The 24,094-nt window shown below is 57.3% G+C and carries 21 protein-coding genes and 1 pseudogene; 11 read left to right on the plus strand and 11 right to left on the minus strand.

Annotation, left to right across the window (positions count from 1 at the left end; genetic code table 11):
• The first annotated feature begins 442 nt into the window (after positions 1–442).
• From ACW5XC_RS16260 to ACW5XC_RS16275, 4 genes and pseudogenes are all read left to right on the plus strand, one after another.
• Positions 443–1,327, plus strand: a pseudogene (locus ACW5XC_RS16260) (DMT family transporter).
• A 104-nt stretch (positions 1,328–1,431) separates the two neighbouring features.
• Positions 1,432–3,369 carry a methyl-accepting chemotaxis protein gene (locus ACW5XC_RS16265; protein ID WP_042054213.1) on the plus strand — a complete coding sequence of 646 codons (1,938 nt, stop codon included), beginning with the start codon at positions 1,432–1,434 and terminating at the stop codon, positions 3,367–3,369.
• 502 nt (positions 3,370–3,871) lie between these two features.
• Complete coding sequence (locus ACW5XC_RS16270) at positions 3,872–5,320, plus strand: OprD family outer membrane porin (RefSeq protein WP_005338723.1); 1,449 nt, start codon at positions 3,872–3,874, stop codon at positions 5,318–5,320.
• Between the two features lie 141 nt (positions 5,321–5,461).
• On the plus strand, positions 5,462–6,289 hold the full coding sequence (locus ACW5XC_RS16275) for an SDR family oxidoreductase (RefSeq protein WP_042054211.1): 828 nt from the start codon (positions 5,462–5,464) through the stop codon (positions 6,287–6,289).
• Between the two features lie 91 nt (positions 6,290–6,380).
• Here the strand turns inward: ACW5XC_RS16275 and ACW5XC_RS16280 are convergent, their stop codons facing one another.
• The gene (locus tag ACW5XC_RS16280; protein WP_005338731.1) at positions 6,381–6,713 is read right to left on the minus strand and encodes a DUF1904 family protein; all 333 of its coding nucleotides are present in this window, start codon (positions 6,711–6,713) and stop codon (positions 6,381–6,383) included.
• Positions 6,714–6,801: 88 nt separating this feature from the next.
• Between ACW5XC_RS16280 and ACW5XC_RS16285 the strand changes: the two genes are divergently transcribed.
• From ACW5XC_RS16285 to ACW5XC_RS16300, 4 genes are all read left to right on the plus strand, one after another.
• Positions 6,802–7,689: a TraB/GumN family protein gene (locus ACW5XC_RS16285; protein WP_042054210.1), complete on the plus strand. Its 888-nt coding sequence runs from the start codon at positions 6,802–6,804 to the stop codon at positions 7,687–7,689.
• Positions 7,690–7,825: 136 nt separating this feature from the next.
• A complete protein-coding gene (locus ACW5XC_RS16290; RefSeq protein ID WP_074042694.1) occupies positions 7,826–7,990 on the plus strand; it encodes a DUF3149 domain-containing protein in 165 nt (54 codons plus the stop codon).
• 187 nt (positions 7,991–8,177) lie between these two features.
• On the plus strand, positions 8,178–8,759 hold the full coding sequence (gene smrA, locus ACW5XC_RS16295) for a DNA endonuclease SmrA (RefSeq protein ID WP_005338734.1): 582 nt from the start codon (positions 8,178–8,180) through the stop codon (positions 8,757–8,759).
• A gap of 137 nt (positions 8,760–8,896) precedes the next feature.
• Positions 8,897–10,375: a carboxypeptidase M32 gene (locus ACW5XC_RS16300; protein WP_042054207.1), complete on the plus strand. Its 1,479-nt coding sequence runs from the start codon at positions 8,897–8,899 to the stop codon at positions 10,373–10,375.
• A gap of 118 nt (positions 10,376–10,493) precedes the next feature.
• Here ACW5XC_RS16300 and ACW5XC_RS16305 read toward each other — a convergent pair whose 3' ends face one another.
• The 6 genes from ACW5XC_RS16305 to ACW5XC_RS16330 all read right to left on the minus strand — a co-directional run bounded on the left by ACW5XC_RS16305 (position 10,494) and on the right by ACW5XC_RS16330 (position 14,371).
• Positions 10,494–10,895, minus strand: a complete 402-nt coding sequence (locus ACW5XC_RS16305; RefSeq protein WP_042054206.1) for a VOC family protein — start codon at positions 10,893–10,895, stop codon at positions 10,494–10,496.
• Positions 10,896–10,989: 94 nt separating this feature from the next.
• The gene (locus ACW5XC_RS16310) at positions 10,990–12,621 is read right to left on the minus strand and encodes a DUF7305 domain-containing protein (RefSeq protein ID WP_042054205.1); all 1,632 of its coding nucleotides are present in this window, start codon (positions 12,619–12,621) and stop codon (positions 10,990–10,992) included.
• Positions 12,618–13,178 (minus strand): PilW family protein, encoded by a 561-nt coding sequence (locus ACW5XC_RS16315; RefSeq protein WP_042054204.1) that lies wholly within the window; start codon positions 13,176–13,178, stop codon positions 12,618–12,620. Before ACW5XC_RS16315 ends, ACW5XC_RS16310 begins: the two co-directional genes overlap by 4 nt.
• A complete protein-coding gene (locus ACW5XC_RS16320; protein ID WP_005338749.1) occupies positions 13,172–13,564 on the minus strand; it encodes a type IV pilus modification PilV family protein in 393 nt (130 codons plus the stop codon). Before ACW5XC_RS16320 ends, ACW5XC_RS16315 begins: the two co-directional genes overlap by 7 nt.
• Complete coding sequence (locus tag ACW5XC_RS16325) at positions 13,561–13,980, minus strand: GspH/FimT family pseudopilin (RefSeq protein ID WP_005338751.1); 420 nt, start codon at positions 13,978–13,980, stop codon at positions 13,561–13,563. Before ACW5XC_RS16325 ends, ACW5XC_RS16320 begins: the two co-directional genes overlap by 4 nt.
• 1 nt (position 13,981) lies before the next feature.
• Positions 13,982–14,371: a type IV pilin protein gene (locus ACW5XC_RS16330; protein ID WP_042054203.1), complete on the minus strand. Its 390-nt coding sequence runs from the start codon at positions 14,369–14,371 to the stop codon at positions 13,982–13,984.
• Positions 14,372–14,772: 401 nt separating this feature from the next.
• On the opposite strand from ACW5XC_RS16330, the gene ACW5XC_RS16335 reads away from it, so the two are divergent.
• Positions 14,773–16,311 (plus strand): DNA-3-methyladenine glycosylase 2, encoded by a 1,539-nt coding sequence (locus ACW5XC_RS16335; RefSeq protein WP_042054202.1) that lies wholly within the window; start codon positions 14,773–14,775, stop codon positions 16,309–16,311.
• On the plus strand, positions 16,308–16,784 hold the full coding sequence (locus ACW5XC_RS16340) for a methylated-DNA--[protein]-cysteine S-methyltransferase (protein ID WP_042054201.1): 477 nt from the start codon (positions 16,308–16,310) through the stop codon (positions 16,782–16,784). Before ACW5XC_RS16335 ends, ACW5XC_RS16340 begins: the two co-directional genes overlap by 4 nt.
• A gap of 82 nt (positions 16,785–16,866) precedes the next feature.
• Here ACW5XC_RS16340 and ACW5XC_RS16345 read toward each other — a convergent pair whose 3' ends face one another.
• From ACW5XC_RS16345 to ACW5XC_RS16360, 4 genes are all read right to left on the minus strand, one after another.
• Positions 16,867–18,801, minus strand: a complete 1,935-nt coding sequence (locus ACW5XC_RS16345; protein WP_074042693.1) for an AAA family ATPase — start codon at positions 18,799–18,801, stop codon at positions 16,867–16,869.
• Between the two features lie 283 nt (positions 18,802–19,084).
• Positions 19,085–20,944 carry a peptidase U32 family protein gene (locus tag ACW5XC_RS16350; RefSeq protein ID WP_042054199.1) on the minus strand — a complete coding sequence of 620 codons (1,860 nt, stop codon included), beginning with the start codon at positions 20,942–20,944 and terminating at the stop codon, positions 19,085–19,087.
• A gap of 97 nt (positions 20,945–21,041) precedes the next feature.
• Positions 21,042–21,650, minus strand: a complete 609-nt coding sequence (locus tag ACW5XC_RS16355) for a LysE family translocator (protein ID WP_042054198.1) — start codon at positions 21,648–21,650, stop codon at positions 21,042–21,044.
• 128 nt (positions 21,651–21,778) lie between these two features.
• Positions 21,779–22,720 carry a LysR family transcriptional regulator gene (locus tag ACW5XC_RS16360; protein WP_042054197.1) on the minus strand — a complete coding sequence of 314 codons (942 nt, stop codon included), beginning with the start codon at positions 22,718–22,720 and terminating at the stop codon, positions 21,779–21,781.
• Positions 22,721–22,946: 226 nt separating this feature from the next.
• Between ACW5XC_RS16360 and ACW5XC_RS16365 the strand changes: the two genes are divergently transcribed.
• Positions 22,947–24,035, plus strand: coding sequence for a ketoacyl-ACP synthase III (locus ACW5XC_RS16365; protein ID WP_021230362.1), 1,089 nt, complete (start codon positions 22,947–22,949; stop codon positions 24,033–24,035).
• The last annotated feature ends 59 nt before the right edge of the window (positions 24,036–24,094 follow it).

The following is a 24,094-nucleotide window of genomic DNA, read 5'->3' on the forward strand; positions in this document are numbered from 1 at the left end:
TACCTTCGATGCTGATATAACATGGAGTTGGCATGTGTATGCTCCTAAATAGGTTGGTTAAACGAGATAGCACTCGACCAACCTTTAGCAGTGTCCATGCCACTTTTTTATTCCTTATTTATCAAATAATTATATTCCGCCAGTTCTCGCTCAACGCACAAGCACGCAATAAGTTGCCTAGAGTAGTGAATTTAATCGTGATTACTTGCTTAATCCGTATAAATCACCAGTTAGCGAGCAAGAAGTTGCTCTAAATAGATCATTTCTTCTTTTCAGGGCAAACTTCCAATCCTTTGCCAGTGCTAACTTTCCACTGGCTAAGCCCGCTCGGACAGAACAACCAGCTTGCAAGTCATCGCCCGCCTCGCAACTGTTTGTCGATTGTCACTCTGCTAGACTGCACTCTTTTCTGTTGCTCATTCATCTTGCAAAGGAGTGTTGGATGTCCGGATGTTCCTGGTGGGATAGATCCACCGGTTTTGCACTGCTGACCATTGTGCTGTGGGCCTCGCTGGCGGCGCTGACGTCACGGGTCACCAGCGTGTCACCACTGGTGCTGGTCGGGCTGGTGCTGTTTTTCTGCGGGGTTGGGGCTTTACCGTTTTGGCGCCAATGGCGCGCTCGTCCTATTACCTAGCTGGTGACGGTTACGGCGTTGCTGCTCTACCATCTGCTGCTCTTTATGAGTTTTCGCCATGCCCCGGTGCTGGAAGCAAACCTCATCAACTACCTCTGGCCGCTCTGCATCATTCTGTTCACCCCGCTGTTGTTGCCCGGCCATCCCCTCCATGCCCGTCATCTGCTGGCTGGCGCCTTTGGTCTGGCGGGCTCCATGCTGGTGATGGTCAATGGCGAGCTGCAACTGCAACAGACCTATCTGCCGGGATACCTGCTGGCACTGGGCGCGGCTGTCGTCTGGGGGGCCTATTCGGTGCTGTCACGCCGTCTGCCACCGGCACCTGCCGTGGTCACTGCGGCAGCCTGCCTGCCCGCAGGTTTGCTGGCTCTGCTGCTCGCCCGTCTGCTGGAGGGTCCCCTGCCACTCGCGCAGATCCCCACCAGTGACTGGTGTCTCATCATCGGGCTGGCGCTGGGCCCCATGGGGGCGGCCTTTGTGACCTGGTATCTGGCACTGCGAGACGGCGATCCACGCCGGATCGGTGCCCTTGCCTACCTGACACCGCTGCTGAGTACTTTGCTGTTAGTAGCATTGAACGGAGAAGAGCTGACCTCGCGCCATCTGCTGGCCGGTGCACTTATCATGGGAGGCGCCCTGCTCGGTATGCTTGGCCAACGCAACAGTGCTCAGGTATCCCCAGCCAGTTAAGCCGGCAAGATAGGGCCACCTGACCATGCTGTCATAAAAACGCCATCATCCCTGTTTAGGCTCGGGCCACGCCCCCCATGGTCTGTGCTGACAGGAATTACCCCGTGAAAATCGCCCATTACGCCACCCTATCCTCCCTTGTTTTGCTACTGGTTGCGGGAGGACAGGCGCTGGCCCTCTACCACGGCTGGCAACAGCTTGCCCATACCAATCAGGCCCAGCATCAGCACGAGACGCTGCAGCAACTGGTGACGGTGACCCTGCAAAACAGCCTGCGTGACTACCTCAACAGCGGCGATCCGCAACAACTGACCGCTGCGGAGAAGATCCGCCAGCAAGCGCTCTCCTCGCTGGCCGCTCAGGATGATGCCGTGGCGGCCCCGCTCAGACAGCAACTCGAACTGATGGCGCAGCGCATCGCACACGACTATCAGGCCGCAGGCAAGCTCTCGGGCAACAGCCAGCTGCTACTGCAAAATGCGGAGAGTGAGCTGGGCAGCCAGGCCATGGCGCTGATCCGCTATGGGGAGCAAGGCGCCAGCACGGAACAATCTGCCGCAGCACAGCAATATCGCAGCGGCGCAGCCGAGATCCTGGCGAGCCTGCCGCGCCTCGCCCATTTGCGCCAAAGCTATATGGAACAGGGCAATGAGAAGCTGCTCGAAGGGATCCGCTTCGAGCTGGAGGCACTGCAAAAACAGGCCCAAGCGCTGCACGCCTTGCCACTGCTCGGCCTGTATGAAGAGGCGCCCGCCGATGAGTTCACGCTGGGGGAGCCGGTACGCAAGGAGCTGGGAGATCAACCGCGCAGCGAATTACGCTCGCTGCTGGGCCGCTATCCACAGGAGCTGGCCAACAGCCGTGCGGCACTGCAACAGCAACAGGCTGGCCGCCAGACCGTGCAGCAAGACATCATGGCGATGTTGCAAGCGACCAGACAGATGGGGGAACAACTTGCACGCGAACGGCAAGCCGTCAATCAGGAGCTGGCCACCATCCTCGGCACGCTGGCGCTCTGTCTGGTGATAGTCGCCCTGCTGTTTGCGCTGGTGCAACGACGTTGGCTGCTCACCCCCTTGTTGCGACTGCGTGGAGCTTTTATGCAACTCGATCAGACGGGGCAGGCCGAGCCGTTGCCTACCGGGCGCGATCGCAACGAGCTGGCCGATATTGTTGCCAGCTACAATCGGCTGATCGGTCGTCTGCAACTGGACCAACAACAAAAAGAGGGGCAGCTGTCAGCGGTATCCCTCAGTCTGCAAGGGATGGTCAGTCAGGTTGACGAGATCCACCACTGCACCCGCACCACCGAACAGGTGGTCGACGAGAGCGGCCAGATGATGGATGAGCTGAACCAGCTGGCCGGAGAGGTCCATCAGGTCGCCGCCGACATCGCCCAGCATGCCCACCATAACGAACAGGCGATGAGCCAGAGCGAAGATCTGGTGGGGAGCATGCTGCACGCCACTCATCAGACAGGACTGGCGATTGACGAGAGCGATGAAGCGCTGCAAGCACTCACCCGCTCGGTTGCCGATGTGACGGCCATTGTCGATGTGATCGGTCATATCGCTCAGCAGACCAACTTGCTGGCCCTCAACGCTGCCATCGAAGCGGCCCGCGCAGGGGAACAGGGACGCGGTTTTGCAGTGGTTGCCGATGAAGTGCGCCACCTCTCAGCTAACACCCAGCAATCCCTCAACCAGATCACCGATATTCTGGGGCGTCTGACCCAATCCGGTGAACAGCTTGGCACTGTACTGAACCGGATCACCAGCGAGTCAAGCCGCCAGCGGGCGCAGGCAGAACAACTGCGCCAGACCACCCAGGCAGTGCGGGAGATCGCCCGCAACACCGCAGTGATCGCCCTGCAGGGCGCCGACAACGCCAAAAGTCAGGAACACAAGCTGGCCAGTTTTGCCGATCTGATCACCCGTATCCATCAGCATGCCCGTCAGGTGAGTCAACTCTCGGTGCAGGTCTCCTCCCATATCCACCATCAGGCGCAGCAGATCCCCCGCATCCTCGGCCAGCAAGGCTGACCCCTATTCGCCCCAAATCTTTGCCAGCTCACTTTCCCTAGACCGGAGGGAAAGTTTTTTTGTAGCACAAAATTATCTGTTATCGGCAGGTTAACTGACACCTCTTCCCCCGTACCGGATGAAAACCTGCACTGGCGCTGGCTGCGGCGCCAAGAAAACGCTCTCATCACCGTGATACCTGCCATGAGGCTGTTTACGACCTTGCCCATGATTATTTGCACTCGGTCATACTTTTGAAACGTTGAGGGAACTTTTCATTGATATTTCGCACCGCGAACGTACTCTTGGGGTTGTCCGATAGCCAAGAATCGGAACATAAAAAAACAACATGTGATGATCAGGACTGCCAACTACAGATGTGCCAAGACATCCGGGTTTGCAGGTAGCCAAGACAAGATTTTTTGCCCTTCGGGGTTTTGATTGCAATGCCAATACCGAGCGGTAGGCCCGATGCCAACTGCCGGAAAAAAAAGCTAAGTCCATAAAATCAGGAGCAATAAAAATGGAAAAAGTGATCTTCAAGCGCGCCGCTTTGAGTGCCGCTGTGGTAGCCGCTCTGGTCGCCCCCGGTATGGCGTTGGCAGCTCAGGACATGATGAGCCCGGAATACGGCCAGTCCTATGAAACCTTCGTTAAAGACTCCAAACTGACCGGCGGTCTGTTCTACTTCCAGCGTGATCGTCAGCGCATCGATGGTGACCCGACTGCAGCCAAGAAAGAAGGCAAATACCAGTCCAACCTGAGCCATTCCACCGTTCAAGCCGCTCTTAACTTCAACTCCGGTTATGCCTGGGACACCGTAGGTCTGGATCTGGGCGGCTTCGGTGCCTATGACCTGGCCGTTACCGAAAATCACCCGGTCAATCAGGAAAACGAATTCTCCTTCGCTGGCCGTTCTTGGGGCAACAACGCCAAAGATGGCTCCCCTGAAGGTGGTTTCAGCCTCTCCAACGCAGCGATGAAGCTGAAATTCCTAGACGGCGGCATCACTGCCAAGGGTGGTTATACCCAGCTGTATGTCCCTGGCCAAATCGGTGTTAACTGGTCTTATCAGCCGGGTACCTATCGTGGTGGTCAAGTTGAAGGTAACTTCGGTGGCCTCTACCTGACCTACGCCATCGCTGACGAGTACAAGGCCCCCTGGTACAAAGAGACTCAGGTCTTCTCCCGTGCCAAAGCGTGGATGGATCCGTTCGCTGATGAAAACGTCATCGACTACATCCACGGTATCGCAGCCCGTTACACTTTCGAAAATGGCACTGCAGTGACCGGTTCTTTCGGTCAGTCCGAAGGCTACATGGACAGCTACCACTTCAAACTGGCTCACAAGTTTGACGTACTGGGCGGCCTCTCCACCAGCTACCAGTTCTACGGTTCCGAGACCGAGACCTACACCAAGGGCGCTTCCCAGATCGAGACTTATGACGGTCTGGCATGGCAACAAGCACTGACTGCTGCCTGGGGCATGGGGCCGTACGGCTTCCGTCTGGAAGGTCTGTGGACCAAGGCTGAAGGTGCGGAAGGCAACTACCTGCCCCGTCTGACCCGTGGCTACGCCAACTCTCAGGGTGCCAACGAAATTTGGTGGGACTCCCGCTCTGACTGGAACGCCAACAACGAGAAAGCGCTGTTCTTCGGCGTGACCCGTTCTCTGGATGATCTGGTTGGTGCGCCTGGCTGGTCCGTCGGTGTATCCGGTGCTTACGGTTGGGATATCGAAACCGGTCAAGGCAAGAAAGCAGCCAACGGTGAAGATACCGAATGGGCAGCCAACTTCGATGTCACCTATACCGTGCAGGATGGCAAGCTGAAAGGCACCCTGTTCAAACTGCACTACACCGACTACAACAACGACATCAGCCAGGGCGGCGGTTGGACCGATTACCCCAACATCTTTGCCTCCGAGCACGACGTCAAGTTCCACATCATCATGCCGCTTACCTTCATGTAATCAGGCAATACGATGTCAGCAAACCGGGCCACTTGGCCCGGTTTTCTTTTTGCCGGTTGGCAGGCTAACATGCGAACCGGATAAGGGTTTTATCCGCTCACCCGCCCGCACGCTTCAATCAGCAGTCACAAGGACGCCATCATGCCCCGTTTTGTTCTGATCACCGGTTGTTCCAGCGGAATTGGCCTCGCCGCCGCACAGGCGCTCGGGCAGCACGGTTTTACCGTGATCGCTTCGGCGCGCAAGGCTGAAGATGTGGCCCGTTTGCAGCAACAGGGATTGCTGGCGGTACAGCTGGATCTGGCGGACCCTGCTTCCATCGAGCTGGGTGCCAGTGCGGCGCTCCATCTGGCGGGCGGGCGCCTCTATGGCCTGTTCAACAATGGCGCTTATGGCCAACCCGGGGCGCTGGAAGATCTGCCTACCGAAGCGCTCAGGGAGCAGTTCAATACCAACCTGTTTGGCTGGCACCATCTGATCCGTCAGGTGCTGCCGCCGATGCTGGAGGCCAAAGAGGGTCGGATAGTGCAGAACAGCTCGGTACTGGGGCTGGTTGCCATGAAGTATCGCGGCGCCTATAACGCCAGCAAATTTGCACTGGAAGGTTATAGCGACACTCTGCGCCTCGAACTGGCGGGTAGCGGGGTACATATCAGCCTGATTGAACCGGGCCCCATCGATACCCGTTTTCGTGCCAATGCCCGCAGCGCCTTCTTGCGCCACATCGACCCGGCCCAGAGCCGTCATCAGTCGGCCTACCGCCAGACCCTGACGCGGCTGGAAAAAGAGGGGGCCACCAGCGGCTTTACCCTCCCAAGCGAAGCCTGCATCCCGCCGCTGCTCCATGCGCTGACCCACGCCCATCCCAAGGCACGCTATCCAGTGACTACTCCGACCCGGCTGTTTGCCTTCTTGCGACGGGTATTGCCCACTCGCTGGCTCGACAAACTGCTGGCAAAATCGGCCTGATCCCGTAATTGACGGTGGGCATCAGGTGGCCCATGTAGAGTTAGCTGCGTAACGGCATCACCCGTCCCGCCGACCTGGTTTGTCCCTCTCTTCAATAGTGCTCGCCATTGCTGTAGTAGGCACTCTTGACCAGAGGGATCACCTGCACCACCACATAGGTCTGCTCCCCCAGCACCCGTTTCAAATGGCGCGTGATAAGGCGCGCGGCGGCGTCCTGCATCTCTTGTGGCCGCTCGAACCAGTGCAGCTCGACAAACGGAAATCCCGCCTCTGGCTCGCCGTTGCGGATCCAGCAGCTCTCCACCCGCTCCATGGTGACAAACTCCGGCTTGCCGCCGGTCAGCTCGCAAAGCTCGGCCAGCAGCGGGCCGCTCACCTGTTGCAGGGTATCGAGCGTCACGGCGCGAAAACGAAGATGGGGCATGGCAAACCTCTTGGTTATCTGAAATGAGGACTTATCATAGGGGTTATTGTCAGCAAGAGAAGTCACCCGGCGCATATTAAGGATCCCCATGAGATTTCATCGCACCCTCTTTGCCTTCCTGCTCTGCCTGCTGCTACCACTGCACGCCTTTGCCGATCCCGCCTTCTATCGGGTGAGCAAGGGCAACCAGCAACACTGGCTGCTGGGCTCCATCCATGCGGGCAAACCTTCCCTCTATCCTCTGCCCGAGCCGGTGGAACGTGCCTGGCTGCAGAGTCGCGCACTGGTGATGGAGGTGGACATGAACAGCATCACGCCGGATCAGTGGCAACAAACCGGCTCCCTCACCCGACTGGTGGATGGCAAACCGCTCAAGGATCATCTGCCTGCCGAACTCTATCAACGCACCCTGATGGCGGGGGCCCGCTATGGCATCGACGAGGCGACCCTCGCCACCCTGCGCCCCTGGTTTGCCGCCATAACCCTGACCCAGGCCGCCATGGCCCGCTCCGACTTCAAGAGTGAACTCGGGATAGACCAGCACTTTGCCGTCCGGGCCGCCAAAGAGGGCAAACCGGTGGTGGGCTTTGAGACCCTGCTGGAGCAGCTCGGTTATCTGGCCAGCGTGGGTGACAACCAGACCCTGATGCTCGCCAGCACCCTGGATGAGCTACCGATGCTGGAGAGTGGTTTCGCCGCCGTGATGAAAGCGTGGCAGCAGGGAGATGAGGCGACGCTAATCAATCTGCTCAAGGAGGAGATGGCCCCGCCCGCGCTACAGAGCTGGATGGAGCAGACCCTGCTGGCCGAGCGCAACCACAACTGGCTGAAAAAATGGTCCACCCTGTCCAACGAGAGCTTTATCGTGGTAGGCGCCCTGCACCTTTATGGCGAACAGGGGTTGCTGGCGTTGCTGGAGCAGCAAGGGTGGCGCATTACCCCGCTCACCACACCGGGCCCTGTGCAGGCTCGGTAGCAAGGAGTCCAGTGAGAACGATCACAGATCGCACTGGTTATTAAACAACCTGCAAGGGAGTTGATCGGGATCATCCCGGACAGGGCAAAGAGGTATTTATCATGCCTGTCATCAACTGGGTGACAGGAGCAATAAAATGGACTTTTGGCTGGACCTGATGTTTGGCAACAGCGTGGGATTGATGTCGATGCTGGTGATTATCGGCACCTTCTTGCTCATCAGCTCTTACGCGGCCTACTTCATCTACAAGGTGATGCACTCGCAACCGCCTCATTCACAGCAACCCAAAGAGGGCAAATAATCCTCTGACCACAGGCGGCAGTTCACACTGACCGCCTGTTCTGTTTTATGGTTCGCGACTGTGATTCCCGGGCCAGGATGCACCAGTGTCCATGCCGGGTGCCCCTTATCCCCTGCCCCTTTCCCCGTTTTCTGTGCCGGTTGCGGCCGTTATAATGGCCCCCACTTTTTCTTATGGGGAGCCTGCCGTGTCTCATAACGACGAACTCTCGCTATTCATGAATGAAGTGGCCGACGTGCGGCCCATTCGCAGCGACAATATCCATCCCCATGCGGCCAAATCCGCCCCGACCGAGGCGCAGCTCGCTCGCCGTCAGGCTGCCACCGCCGAGCAACTCGCCCTCGACCACCTCACCATGGAGGCCATCGAGATGCGCGATCCGCACGAAATCGTCGGCTTCAAGCGTGATGGGGTGCAGGAGGGGGTCTACAAGAAGCTGCGGCTCGGCAAATACGAGCTGCAGGCCAGCCTGGACTTGCACCAGAAAACCCTCAACGAAGCGCGCCAGACGCTGGTGCAGTTCATTGCGGATTGTGAAGTCCGGGATATCCGCTGCCTGCTTATCCTGCACGGCAAGGGGGAGCGCAGCACCCCGCGTGCCCTGCTGAAAAGCTATGTGAGCGCCTGGTTGCCGCAACTGCCCGCCGTCATGGCGATCCACAGCGCCGAGCGTCGCCACGGCGGCAGCGGTGCCCTCTATGTGCTGCTGCGCAAAAGCGAACGCAAAAAAGCGGAAAACCGCGAGCGGCACCAGAAGCGGCTCGGCTAATCCGCGTTTCGCCCCACGCCTTTGGCCCGCCTGCATGATGGTGGTCAACGATGCTGCGGCGGTGTTAGCATCGAACGGCCCCGAGCATGCCAGGTACGGGGCGGCATACCATCAGGGACGATAACAAGGACAATCCCATGTCATATCAAAAGCTTGAACAACATCAGCAGCAGATCCACCGCTTTAGCCACCTCGCCGCCATCTGCGGCTGGGATCAGGCAGCCATGATGCCGGAAGGGGGCAACGATGCCCGCGCCGAAGCGATGGCAGAACTCGGTCTGCTGATCCACCAGAAGCGCACCGCTCCCGAGCTGGGCGACTGGATTGCCAAGGCCGAGAGCGAACCGCTCGATGAAGTACAACGTGCCAACCTCGGCGAGATCAAGCGCCAGTGGCAAGATGCCAGCCTGCTGCCCGGTGAGCTGGTCGAAGCGCTGTCACTCGCCGGCAGCAAGTGCGAGCATGCCTGGCGCAGCCAGCGCAAGAACAACGACTGGGCCGGTTTTTCCCCCAATCTCGAGGAGGTGGTGAAACTCTCCCGTGACGTGGCGCAGCTGCGGGCCGATGCGCTTGGCGTGCGCCCCTACGACGCCATGCTGGCGCTCTATGAGCCGGGCATGACCAGCGCACGGCTCGATCAAATCTTCGGCGATCTCGCCAGCTGGCTGCCGGCTCTTATCCAGACCGTGAGTGAACAGCAGAAGGGCGATGCCCTGCTGCTGCCGCAAGGCCCCTTCCCCATCCCGACCCAACAGGCACTCGGCCAGGAGGTAATGGGGCTGCTCGGCTTTGATTTCGCACACGGCCGCCTCGATGTGAGCAGTCACCCCTTCTGTGGCGGCGTGCCGACCGACGTGCGGATCACCACCCGCTATAACGAGCAGGAGTTTGTCTCCAGCCTGATGGGCATAGTGCACGAAACCGGTCACGCCCGTTACGAACAGGGGCTGCCGCGCCATCTGCTGGGTCAGCCGGTGGCCGAAGCGCGCTCCATGGCGATCCACGAGAGCCAGAGCCTGTTTTGCGAGATGCAGCTGGGGCATCATCCGGCCTTCCTCGCGCTGCTGGCGCCACGCATTCGTCACCACTTCGGCGAGCAGGCGGCGTTTGCGCCGGACAATCTGGCCAAGCTCTACAGCAGGGTCGAGCCGGGCTTTATCCGGGTCGATGCGGACGAGGTGACCTATCCGGCCCACGTTATCCTGCGCTACGAGCTGGAGCGCGATCTGGTGGAAGGGAAGATCGAGGTGGCCGATATCCCCGAGCTGTGGGACGCCAAGATGCAGCAGTGGCTGGGGCTCTCCACCAAGGGCAACTACCGCAATGGCTGCATGCAAGATATTCACTGGACCGACGGCTCGTTCGGCTACTTCCCGAGTTACACCCTGGGCGCCATGTATGCCGCCCAGCTGCGTTTTGCCCTCGAAAAAGAGCTGGGCAGCATGGGTGAAGTGATCGCAGCGGGCCGCCTGCCGGAGATCTTCGGCTGGCTCGGACGCAACATCTGGTCACAGGGGAGCCTGCACAGCACCGACGAGCTGGTGCGCCGCGCCACCGGTGAAGCGCTCAACCCGCACTGGCTGCGCCAGCATCTGGAACAGCGTTATCTGAAGTGATGCTTGCTACACGGGTAACAAAAGACGGGGCCCTTTTAGTTGACCACTACAGGGCCCCGTTTTTATGGCGGTGCATGGCACAGCACGCCGCCACAACCATGCTGTAAAAAGAGAAAATTCAGAGAGGATCAGGGGAACCCAGCAACTCGCGCAGTTGCAGGATATTGCCCTCAGGGTCGAAGGCGTTGCGCACCACAAAGCCGGGCCCCGTCCACTGCTGTGGCAGCAGGCCGCCGCCGAGATCCGCCGCCTTCGCTTCTGCCCAGGCGAGGCTGGAGACGGTGAAGAACAGCTTGATGGCCCCCTCTTCCCGCAGTTCCGGCGGCCGCTTGATAACGACTTGCCCGGTATAGGGCGCAGGAATGGCGTGGATCAGCAGTTGGATATCGCTGTTTTCCAACACCACCAGCTGCTCATCCTGACTGCAGACCACCATCTGCAGCAATGTACGATAAAAGTGGATCAGCAGGCCCGGATCCTTGGCATAGATCAGGGCACCGGCGCGAGCGGGTCCTGGCATGGAGCTCTCCTCAACAGTGAACGGCTGGGTGGACAGATCTCCACCTTCTCACAGTTGCGTGCCCCGTTCGATCCTTTTTAGCGGCTCGCCAGCCTCACTGCACAAAGTGCCACTGCCGCAGCGCCAGTGTCGGCGGCGGCCCCTGATCTTCGCCCATATCCGCCATGCCCAGCGCCTCGTCATAGTGCACCCCGCCCGCACCGCTCTCGGTCAAGTGTTTTGCACGCACCGCCCCGTACAGACCGCCACTTCCGCTGATCTTCATCTCGGTCAGCGGGGCATAGAGAGCAGCATAGAGCGGCGTATTGCCCGACAGCTTGACCCCATCCTTGCCGCTATACGCGGAATAGATGGAGATAGCGGGCGTACCGCCAGCGGTCAGCCCCTGTTTGGCTGCCGTCACCTCGGCACCGGCCCCGAGATCGACCTTGCCGCTGACGATCAGGGTCAGGCTGCTCCCCTCGCTCACCGTCAACTGGTTGCTGCCAGTCATGGTGAAATCCTTGTCGATCAGCAGCACCACATCCCCCTTGATGGTGAGACTGGCATCGGCCCCCATATTGAGGCTGTCGAGCTGATAAATGGTCTGCTCCTTGCCAAACAGCTCACCCTTGCCGGGTAGCGGTAGCTCGGGCTTGTGCTGGTTGCTGCTGGTGACCGAGCCAGTGGAGGGATCCGTGGTCAGCACCATCTGCTGGGTGGCCCCGAGCGTCAGGGGCCCATTGATGGGCAATGTTGCAGGGGGAAACGATTTGGGCAACGCGGCCACATTGAGCGGGTCACACACCTGCCCGGCTACCGGTGGCAGCTTGGGGTGAGTGCGGTATTGGGGATCCAGATACTTCTGATGCTTGGCATCAAGGAATGCCCCCTTCCCACCATAGTTCAACTTGTCGCTAGCAATGCTTGTGCCATGACCCATAGAGACATCACCATTGATCGCAACAGCTCCGGCAATATGCCCCCCTTGCAAGGCAAAATTTCCACTCCCGTTCACGCTGCCCTCAACCCTGACGACCCCATCAGAGGGAGAAATGGTGATATCGCCGCCAGCAAGTACATTACCCGCAACAGGTGAAGAGCCGTTCAAGGTCACCGAGCCGGTCGCCCGCACATCACCCCAGATGGGGGAGTGCCCTGCGAGCACTACATTGGCCTTGTCGCTGACAGTCGCCACCTTGGCGTTTTGCCCCTGATTAAGAGTCCCGGAAACAGACTCCTTGTACGCCCCCTTGCGCGAATCGTAGCTGTCGATAAAACCGCTACCGGAGAGGCTTAGCCCTTCACACGCCACCACCGAATCCTGAAAGATGAGATTGCCGGGCTCGCGCTTAAGGGCAAACAGCGCGTTGAGGCTGGCATTCCCCTCCAGAAAGTGACCATGGCTCTGCAACGCCAACTTGCTGCCGGCGGAGGCATCCAGCTGTTCGATGCTAAAGCGGCTGCCCGCCATGGCCCCTTCGCCCTTGCTTGGCACCTTCTGCACCAGTTGTGCCCACTCTATCCGTGGTTCAGCGCCAAGCGCCTGATGCAGGGCTCGATAACTCTCGTTCATCCCCTGCTCGGCACTGAGCTGCGCATTGATCTTCTTGTGAAAATTGCCGCTCAGGCGAGTCTGCAACTGGTTCTCCTGAATGCTGGTAAACACCAGCAGACTCGACAGCAGGCTCACCACCAGCACAACCAGCAGTACGGCTCCTCGCTGCCCCTGCAATCCCTTGTTCATCCCGCTCCCCCTACTGTGGCGTTGGCACCGGATGTGGCCAACGCTGCTGCCCAGACCGCTTTGCGACGGGCCACCTGCACCTCTACTCCCGGTGCCAGATAGCTCGGCAGCCCTTCGGGCAAGATGCGGATATTGACCAACGCACCCTGCTGGCCGAATTCAAGATCCTGAAGATGGGCCAGCAACAGGCGCGGGCCATCTCCGTCATCGCAACTGAGTACCGGCGGCGTGAAGCGGTACTGCTCGGTAAAATCGGCGGTTTTCTGGTTGCCAAGGCAGGAGAGCACCTGATTGCCCCCCTCTACCTTGAAGGCCAGCGTCAGGCGATCAGGGGTCACGGCTATCAGCTGATCCGCCTGCTTGATGCTGTTGGTAAAGGTGAGAGTGGCAAAGCGCAGCACTTCGTTCGCCTGCTCCAGCGCCTTGCTCTGTTCGACCGTACTCTTGATCGGGGCGTAACCGGCAAAAATCGCCAGCATCAGCATCAGACCGAGCACCATGGAGATCATCAGCTCGACGAGACTGACGCCTCGTTGCCGTGAGGGGACGCTCAGCATAAAGGCGGAAATCCTGCGTTCAGCTCCACTCGCTTGGCGCCGGAGACCCGCTCATCCTGCCACTCGATGGCGACCACAAAGTTGTCGCTATAACGGTTCGGCAGCACCAGTCGGTGACCATCCTGTAGCGTGAAACGGGCAAGAAAATCGGCCTGGGTGAACCGCTCGGGCTTGCGCTGCACTTCACACAGCGAGCTCCAGATCTGCTCCACGCTGTTGCTCGCCTCGATCGTGGCCAGCGTGCTCTGCAAGCTGTAATGCGCCTGCTGCAACGAGACCACCTGCCCCTTGGCGAGACCGAGAAACACCATCACCGCCAACACCATGGAGACCATGATCTCCACCAGATTGAAGCCCTGCTGGCGGGCAAGTGCGGCGTATCTCATGAGCAGCTCCCTTGCAGCAGCTGGCCGCTCGGGGCCACGCAAAGGACCCGCTGCTCACCGAGGCGATTGGCCAGAATGATCTCGGCGTGGCTGCTGCTGCCGGTTGGCGCGATCTGGATGGGGTCAAACGGCTTGATCACCACTCCGCCAGCAGGTGCTGCCGCCTGACGCAGCAACTTGCTGTCAGCCATCACCTCCCAGCCACCGTTCTCGGTGCCCTGCAGTACCACCGGCAGGGTCAGCTTGACCGCTTCGCTGCGGGCAAAGCGGTAGGCTGACGCGAGTTCGGTCGCACTGCGATCGAGCCGTTCGGCCGCGAGGCGCTGACTCATGGAGGGCAACCCGACCAATAGCAAGATGGCGGCGATGCCGACCGTGATCATCAACTCAATCAGGGTAAATCCGCGCACATTCATTTTATGATCCCCAGCAGTCATGGCGATTGGCCGCGCGATAACCGGTCTGATCGAGGGTCAGAGTGCCGCACTCATCCTGTTGTCGCGTCGTTGGAATGGCTTTGAGCAGGTAGTCGCCAGCATCTTGCTGGCTGTAGCTGAACTGGTAGAAATCCGTGTTGGAAGGGGTAGCAAACGTGTCTGGATAACGGCCCTGTTGGGTATAGATACGTTCGAGGGCGAGCGCCTGCTCCAGCAATTGCTGCTGCGCTTCGTAACGACGTCCCTGTTGCAGATAACCCTGATACGCTGGCAACGCGATGGCCGCGAGAATGCTGACAACCGTCATGGCGATCAACAACTCGATCAGACTAAAGCCCCGGCAATGGCGCCATGCCTTACAGTCGTTCACTTATCATCCTTGGCAAGTGTTGTTGTTATTGGTCGGCCTAAGGCCGCAGATGTGATGACTTAATAATCATCAAAAATTAACTGACTCGATTGAACAACACAAAATCACCACACTCAATGTAAAAAAGATAGTTATGTGATCTGTTATTAATTTTTAAGCAGTTTTCACCGCCACTAATCTCGCCAAGCAAATAAAGCTAGGTCAATCGACATCCGTTATGCCCCCTTCTATCGAGCCGCGACATATGGACAACAACGGAGCGAAGAGTGAAACCCAACCGTGCAATAAAAGAGCAAAAAAACCTTTGGCCAATTTTTGCTATCCCTGTCCGTTTCTGGCTAGTCACGGCCTCCGCGCCCCCTTACTCTCTTGCCATCTATTCCAGCAAAGCTGCCAACACCATGAATGCAAAGCACAGCCCTGAGTCGTCACCGGATGAGGTGATCAACACCCTCAGCCGCGAGCAGTGTCACGCCGCACGGCTCGCCCGCGATGCTCGCTTCGATGGCCGCTTCTTTACCGGCGTGCTCTCGACCGGCATCTACTGCCGGCCTGTCTGCCCGGCACGGCCACCGCACGAGCACAATGTGCGCTACTTCCAAAGCGCCGCGGCCGCCGAGCAGTATGGGCTGCGACCCTGCCTGCGCTGCCGCCCTGAGCTGGCCCCCGCCGCCCGTGGCGATCTGCCGGTTGAACTGGCACATCTGCTGGCACGCATCGATCGCGGCGAGCTGGCGGAGGGCACGCTCGCTGAACTCGCCACTGAGGCCGGGATCAGCGAACGCACGCTACGCCGCCAGTTCGAGCAACATCTCGGCGCCTCACCAAAACAGGTGGAGCAGACGCGCCGCCTGCTGCTCGCGAAACGGCTGCTGACCGAAACCGGGCTGCCCATTACAGACATCGCGTTTGCCGCCGGATTTGCCAGCATCCGCCGCTTCAATGACGCCTGGCTCAACGCCTACGGACTGGCCCCGCGAAACCTGCGCCAACAAGAGGATCATGCGCCAGAGCACATGAGCGCGCAGCCGCGCGGCGCAACCCTGACACTGCAACTGCCCTACCACCCCCCATATGACGTGGCGGCCATGCTGGCGTTCTATCGGCTCCGGGCGATCCCCGGGCTGGAGCAGGTGGATGGTGAGGTGTATGAGCGGCGCTACCGGGTCGGTGATCAGGTCGCGTTGGTGCGTATCGCGCAGGGCAAGGGGCATAGCCTGCAGCTTACCGTCCATGATCTGCCGCTCGCAGCACTGCCCGATCTGCTCTATCGGGTGCGCCGGATGTGGGATCTCGATGCCGACATGCAGCGGATCGGTGATCTGCTCGGTCAGGATCCGCTGCTCGCCCGCTTGCAGGCGCGCTGGCCCGGCGTGCGACTGCCGGGTGGCTGGGACGAATACGAGGTGATGCTGCGCGCCATCGTCGGCCAGCAGGTCTCGGTCAAGGGAGCCATCACCATACTCGGGCGACTGGTAGCCCGTACCGAGGCGCAATTCGGGGTGGAGCAACTACCGACCCCCGCCCAGTTGTGCGAACTCGATCTCGACGGCATCGGCATGCCCGGCAGCCGTATTCGTACCCTGCGGGGAGTGGCGAAGGCACTGACCAGCGGTGAGCTGACCCTCACGACAGCCAGTGATGAGCAGTTGCTGGCACTACCAGGCATAGGCCCCTGGACGGTCTCTTACTGGCGGCTGCGCTGCGGGATGGATACCGATGCCTTCCCCGCTTCCGATCTGGTGCTGCAAAAGGCACTCGGAGGCGGCACCAAGCTGCCGGTAAAAGAGGTGTTGGCGCAAAGTGCGGCGTGGCAACCGTGGCGCAGCTATGCGGCCAGCTGGCTGTGGCACGCCATGAGCGAAGCGCCCGATTTGCAGCTCCGTGCCACTGGCAACGAAAACCAACCGGATAACCCACAACAGGAGATAACCCCATGATCCGCTACGATATCCTGCCGACCCGCTGCGGCGATCTGCTGGTCGCCATCAATGAATCCGGTCTGGTGCACGTGGACTTTGTGGCGGGCCTGCGGGCACTGCCCGATATGAGTGGCTGGCAACAAGAGCGCGAGGCTCTGGCCCCCTTCCTCGCCGAATTTGACGCCTATTTTGCCGGTCGCTTGCAGCGCTTCTCCCTGCCCCTTGCGGCTCGCGGCACCGCTTTTCAGCAAGCGGTGTGGCAAGCATTGTGTGATATTCCCTACGGCGAAACTCGCAGCTACAGCGATATCGCCCGTGCTATCGGCAAACCCGATGCGGTGCGGGCAGTGGGGGCGGCAAACGGTCGCAATCCACTCTCGATCATCGTTCCCTGCCATAGGGTGATCGGCCAAAACGGCAGCCTGACCGGCTATGCGGGGGGATTGGAGATCAAAAAAACGCTATTATTAATCGAAAGATTAGGGTCCTAATTGGCAACAATAAATATCGCATAATAACCCACAGCAAGCGAGTGATTATACAAAATCATCCATCGTATTATTATTTTTAATTCTATTTTAACTTTTCTTTTATTTCATCTATAAGTGATGCCAAATCGCCTACATTGCTAGATAACGCTTTTTTAATTAATGCTTTTTTAAATGTCTTATGCTCTATCCCAATATCTTTTGCAAAGTAGTTTGATGCTATATTAAATACTTTCTTTCCATCACAACGACGAATTAACTCAGAATTGGAAATACCAGAATACTGCCCAAATGATGTGCTTATCGCCTCATGCAATTGTGCTTTTAGAGTTAACATCCCAGATTCAGAAATAACTGACGATGAGATTTCTTCAGATGCAGTCTCTTTAGATGAAAAGTCAAATGAGCTACTTCCCCAAATACGTTCAGAAAAGTATCTTTCTACAACATGCTGCAAATGGAGAGAGATTTCTTTTTTATATGTTGCATGCTGCGTACCTCTAGCAATTTCAACAATCTTATTATCAATACTTTCAAGCGTAATATCTGGCCTATTGACATCTGATACAGAGAGATATTCATTTATTTTTTCAAGAAACAATCTTGGATCTAAAAAATAATTTTCAAGTTCATGGCAGTTCATTTTTATAAATGATGCATCATAAAACTTTGTGTTTTTTGACCTTATATTATCAAAGAAATTCTCTGGCTTATTATCTGAATCAACAAGAAACACAAATTTCATATCATAAATATGACTATTTATATCAGCAAGCCTTGAAAACATTTCGATGACATGTTGACTACCACCTAATGGCTTTATAATTAAGTTCTCACCTTTAAATATATATTCAAGTGCCTCATGATCGTCTTTTCCTTCAACAAAAATGACCTTTCTATGAATAGAGCTCAACCCGAGACCTCGTAAGTTATCCTCGGCACTTTCATATATTAATTCGTTTACACCATCGGACACAGTGTAATTAACACCCATAGAAAAAATTTTATATATTAGCGTCTTGGAATGAGTTGACAAAACGACTTGATTGATTTTGTAGTTCTTATAATCTTTTTCAAGCCACTCTCGTTTTATAGAAAAATCTAATTGGCTATCGAACCAAGAAAGTATTCCATTTTCATCACAGAGTTTATAAAGAAGTGCTATAAACTCAAGCAATAGCCCTTCATGAAAGTGGTTCTCCGGTTCATCTATAAAGATGGAACTAACAGAGTTTGAAATACACAGGAAAGATAACGTGCTTAAAAGCGCTTTCTCGCCAGAGCTGAATTCTCTAACATCATATAATGGCTTTCTCTTATCCGTATTTGCTTTTCCCAAGAGAACAAATTCTCCAGGTTTATGATTTCCACTAAAATTTTTAATCTCCACATTAGGTATAAGTGATGTGAACATTTTAGAGGCAACTTTAAAGTATAGTAATCGATCTGGTTTACTTGGTATTAGTCGATCATTAACATAATCTTTCACTAATTGCTGATATATTCCAGAAAATAATCTTTCTGGATTAAATATGGCAAGAAGCGTTAACTCTAGCTTACTGTTTTTTGAAATATCTATCTCATCAAAAAGTAAAGTTTCTTCTGAAAAACCCTTACTTGCATCAACATACAAAAATATATTTTTTGGCTCAAAAATATTCCAATGCGTAGTCAATACATCTTGATTACTACATTCTACTAATATCTCATCGCCTTTCTTTATTACTTCAACGGAAACATCTTCACCCGCCACATCAATAGTGACTTTAATAAATGAACCATCAGCGTTCAAAAAGCGCTCTGCGTCTTGATTAAACATCCGTTTATGATTCTCGCCAAGACTTAGCGAAAAGAACCCTTTCTGAACCAAATAAGCTGCTTTCAATAGAGTTGATTTACCTGAGCCATTTCGCCCAGAAAATGATATTACTGTGGCGCTATCATTTAGCTCACACGATACTTTACCATCAAAAGACTTTACATTTTGCAATTCTATTCTTTTTACTTTAAAAACACCCATTCAATACTCCACAAACTATTACATGCTTACTACACGATTAAATTAGAGTATCATGAATGTATTTGTGTGGAAATAAAACCAAATTTTTACATAGAAATAATTACATAACTGTCTTTAGTGTCACAATTCTGCCAAGTCAAAAACTCAGCCAGACAACCCCTTGGACTAAAAAACTTGAAAAACTAACCTAGCTTGATTTTATTCATTAAGAGACAAAAATAGACAACTTTTTAGAACGCCCTCATACACTGTGCGCCTCGCACAGTGTATGAGGACTTATTTACTAGCGCTTCAAACTCCCCATCACCTGCATTTCGCAGCGGTTGCAGTCAAAACGCAGGCGGAAGGTGTCTTTACCCATCTTGAGCTCCAGCGGCTCGGCCTTGAGACCTGGCACCTCGTTCGGGCAGAGGTTCTGGCTATAGCGGATGCAATGCTTGGTGATCATCAGCACCACTTCTCGCTCCTCCTTGTTCGCCTCATAGGCGGGAGCAATACGCTCCACCCCGTGTTCGCGGAAGAACTGCTCGGCCGCGCTGTTCAGCACATTGCCAAGGTAGGAGAGACGGTGCTGGGGATAGCTGATATCCCGTAGGGCGATGCGTCGCTCGGGGCGCTGGTAGCTGGCCACCCGCGCCGCCTCCAGCGCGGCGATACCCTCCCGACGCAGACCGTTGAGCTGTGATGCGGCGATAAATAGCGGCCTCGTTACTGCCAACTCAATCTTGCGCGCCACAAAGAGGGTATTGCCAAGTTTGCCAAGTTGATCCCGCGCCTGCTGCAGCGCCCGCTCCGGATTGTCGGCAGGCTGTTTATCGCAAGACAGCGTCACCATGGCGCTGATGCCCTGCTCGTCGGTGAGCGTGAGGCTCACGCCCTCATCGCACTCTGCCAGCACCATATCGACCCGGATACGGCGATCCGCGCTCGCCTTCTCCAGCATCTTGCTGAAGGCCTGATCGTGGTTGCGGTAGATTTCGGTGCCTACCTTCAACCCCGGCATACGCTCTGACAGGAGTAACTGCTTACCTTCGACTTTGTTGAGGCGCATCCCCACCAGCTCGTTATTCGGCTTGAAGAAGCCCAGACCGTCGCCGTTGTTGAGGGTGACCTGTTTGCCATCAATCTCGATGCCGTCACGGGTCACCTTGGTGACCCGCCCCAGCGGCTCGCCCACATATTTTGGGCTCTTGGTGGAATCGATCCCCTGCTGGCGGCCATGGAGGAAGTAATCGGTGCTGCCGCGGTTGAAGCTCTTTTTGGGATCTGGCGTGAAGCTGTAGCTGCAACGACCCGCCGAGGCAGCCACCAGATCGGAGCGACTATCGAGAATGGCGTCCAACTTCTGCCGATACCAGGCGGTGACGTTTTTGACGTAGTCGAGCCCCTTGAGACGCCCTTCAATCTTGAAGGAGCGGATCCCCGCCTCGATCAAGGCCTCCAGGTTGTCGGTCTGATCCATATCCTTGAGCGACAACAGGTGGCTGTCGGCCACCAGCACTTCACCGTCCGGCTTTTGCAGCGAGCAGGGCAAGCGACAGAGCTGGGCACACTCGCCGCGGTTGGCACTGCGACCGGTACGGGCATGGCTGATGTTGCACTGGCCGCTGTAGGAAACGCAGAGCGCGCCGTGGATAAAAAACTCCAGCTGCACATTGGTCGCCGTACTGATCTCGCGGATCTGCGCAAGAGACAGTTCGCGCGCCAGCACCACCTGAGAGAAGCCCACATCCTGCAGAAACTTCACCTTCTCCGGCGTGCGGTTGTCGGTCTGGGTACTAGCATGAAGGGCGATGGGTGGCAGATCGAGCGCCAGCAGCCCCATATCCTGCACGATGAGCGCATCGGCACCGGCTTCGTAGATCTGGTGGGTCAGCCGCCGGGCCTGCTCCAGCTCATGATCGTGCAGCAGGGTGTTGAAGGCGACAAAAACCTGGGCGCCGAAACGGTGGGCGTGACGTGCCAGCGCTTCGATATCCTCAATGGTGTTGCCTGCCGCACTGCGGGCGCCAAAGGCTGGGCCCCCCATGTAGACGGCATCGGCCCCATGGTTGATGGCTTCGATGCCGTAGGCGAGGTTCTTGGCCGGAGCCAGCAGCTCCAACCGGTTGTTGTGGCTTAACGGGTGCTTGTTCTGGTGCATGGTCTCGGGATCAGGGCGGACAGCAAATGGGCGCTACTCTAGCCCATTCACCACCCGCGTGCCTTGATCCCGCTTAAGGTATCTGCGAAATACAGGATTACATGACCACCTTGAGTGCCAGCCCGAGCAGCACCAGCCCACTCACCTTGTCGATGACAAAGGATTTGGCTTTAAGCCACGCCAGCACAGGCCCGCGGGAGAGCACCAGCGCCACCAGCACGTACCAGACTGCATCGATCCCGCCAGCGGTAAGCATCATGATGCCCCCTTCGCTCCAGCCGGTATCGGCTCGCACAAACTGGCTGAACAGGGCGATGAAGAAAACCGCCAGTTGGGGATTGAGGAAAGCCACCATAAAACCTTCAAAGGCCCCCTGCCGACCACGCAATTGATGCACCTCTTCACTCGCTTCGCCGCTGGCTGGTTTTGCCAGCAGGGCTTTCACCCCGAGCCAGGCAAGAAATGCGGCGCCGCCGTAGCGGATCAGATCAAACAGGATCGGGGTCTGGGTGATCAAAATGGAGAGGCCAAGCGCCGTGACCAGCGCATAGATACCAACCCCGAGGCCGTGGCCAAGCGCGGTGGCGACGCCGTGCCCCTGCCCGCCCTGCACCGTGTTGCGGATGATCAGCGCCAGACTCGGCCCCGGGCTGATGGCCCCCATCACGCAGATTGCGGCCAGTGCCAGCCAACTCGTCAGTTCCATGCATTTCCTCTTTATATGCTCGATATGATGACCTGCATTCAGGGTACGGGCTGAGCCATTATGCCAGTAGTGAAAGTTATGAATAGAACCCATAACCCATGGCTATAACGCCACACAACTGACCGGGGCTAACCGCCGAGATCGAGCAGCTTGCGACTCTCGCCGACGGTACGTTGCAGGTGATCCCGCAGGAAGGGGTAGGCCAGCTCGCGAAACCAGCGGTGGGCCGGATCCTGATGGTGGCGCTGATGCCACAGCAGATGATACTGCTGGTCGCGGGTAGCAAATGGCAGATCGACAAAGGTGAGCTCATGGCCGCAGGAAAGCTGCCAGGCGATATGAGCCGGAGTGGTCATCAGGCAATCGGTGCGCAGCAACACCTCCACTGCCGCCTGAAAGAAGGGGACTCTGGCAAACCAGCGTCGACTCAGTCCCTGCGGCGCCAATACCTGCTCCACCGGGCTGTCCTTGTCGCCACCACCGCTCACCTGCAGGTGAGGCCAGGCGAGATAGTCATCGAGACTCAGCGCCTTGCCCGCCAGCGGGTGATGACGTCCCATCAACACCGCCAGCCGATCTTCCCCCTGATGCAGACCGCGTATCTGCTCCGGTACCTGTTCGGTGATGGTGGAGACCAGATCCAGTTCGGACTGCCACAACTGCGGCAGCTGACGTTTGTCCCACAGGCTGTACTCCAGCGCCGCCAACGGCGCCTCTTTGGCGAGCGCGGCGCAGATATCGGGCAGGATATGCTGAGCCACATAATCAGAAGAGGCGAGCCGAAATACCCGCTCGCAGCGGCTCGGGTCAAACCCGGGCGCCTCGTAGAGCCGCTCCAGCGCACCGAGAGAATCCGCCAGCTGGGCAGCCAACAGTTCGGCCCGTGGCGTCAGCAGCCAGCGTTGCCCCTCCCGCACCAGCAACTCGTCGTCAAACTCGCTGCGCAACTGGGCAAGCTGCTTGCTGATGGAGGGCTGGCTCAGGTGCAGCAGCTCGGCGGCGCGGCTGATATTGCGGGTCTCCAGCAGCACCTTGAGGGTCGGCAACAAGTTGAGATTGGCTCTGAGCAAGGAGATACCCTCATCGGTGGCGAAATGCCTATCTTAGGGCAGAGGAGTCCCGCGCTTTAAGCGAAATTTCCTGCCATGTTCAGCGCGTTACAGCCCTTTGCGACCAGATGGCGCAGCCGCTCGCCCTGCACATAACCATGACCACAAGATGACAGTGGTTGTCTCGTACGGCATAATTGCACGATTTTCCGCCCGCGGGCGATCCACTTTGAGAAGCGGTAACAAGATGAAATACGCCAATATCACCGGCTGGGGCAAATGCCTGCCTCCCTCCGTGCTGACCAACGACGACCTCAGCACCATCATGGATACGTCAGACGAGTGGATCTATCCGCGCACCGGCATCAAGGCCCGCCGGATCTCCCATGTCAGTACCTCGGATCTCGCCACCCTGGCCGGTCGCCGCGCGCTGGCCTGCGCCGGTCTGGAAGCTAGCGATCTCGATGGCATCATCCTGGCGACAGCCACCCCGGACAACCTGCTGCCAAGCGCCGCCTCTGCGGTGCAGAAGAAGCTCGGGGCCGTCAACGCCGCCGTGTTTGACCTCAATGCGGCCTGCACCGGTTTCGTCTACTCCCTCTCCGTCGCGACCTCGCTGGTGCAGACCGGCATGATGAAGAAGGTGCTGGTGATTGGCGCCGAGCGCCTCACCTACCTGCTGGACTGGGCGCGCCGCGATACCGCAGTGCTGTTTGGCGATGGTGCCGGGGCCGTAGTGATCGAGGCGAGCGAGCAGGAGTGTGGCCTGATCGCCAACAAGCTGGGCTGTGACAGCGAAGCGCGGGAGATCCTGCACGTACCGAACTTCGGTACCGATCGGGTGCGTTTTGCCGATATCGATGGGCTGTTCACCTTCAACTTCGAAGGTCCGGAGATCTTCAAGCGGGCCGTGCGCGGCATGGGTGAAGCCACCAGCACTGTGCTGGCGCAGGCCGGTATTGCGCCGGAGCAGGTCGACCTGATCGTTCCCCATCAGGCCAATATCCGCATCATCGAGACCCTCGCTAAGCGGATGAATGCGCCGATGGAGAAGGTGATGGTCAACATCGAAAACTACGGCAACACCTCTGCCGCCACTGTGCCCATCGCCCTTTGCGAAGCGCTGGAGCAGGGCCGCGTCAAGCCGAACTCCTATCTGCTGACCGCCGCTTTCGGTGCCGGCCTGACCTGGGGGGCCGCCATCATCAAGTGGGGCGATCGCGTCACCCCTATCAAGGCGTGCGATGCCGAACTGCCCCCGTGTGACAAGAGCGCGCTGGAACTGATTGCCCACGCCGTGGAAGGTTGCCAGAAGGCCCACGCCAACGAGGCCTGATCTTCATCAGGAGCCTGAATCCTCAGGCTCCTTCTCTCCTTTTCATCCCCACCTGGCTC

Source organism: Aeromonas sp. 25-AL00135, assembly GCF_054052385.1.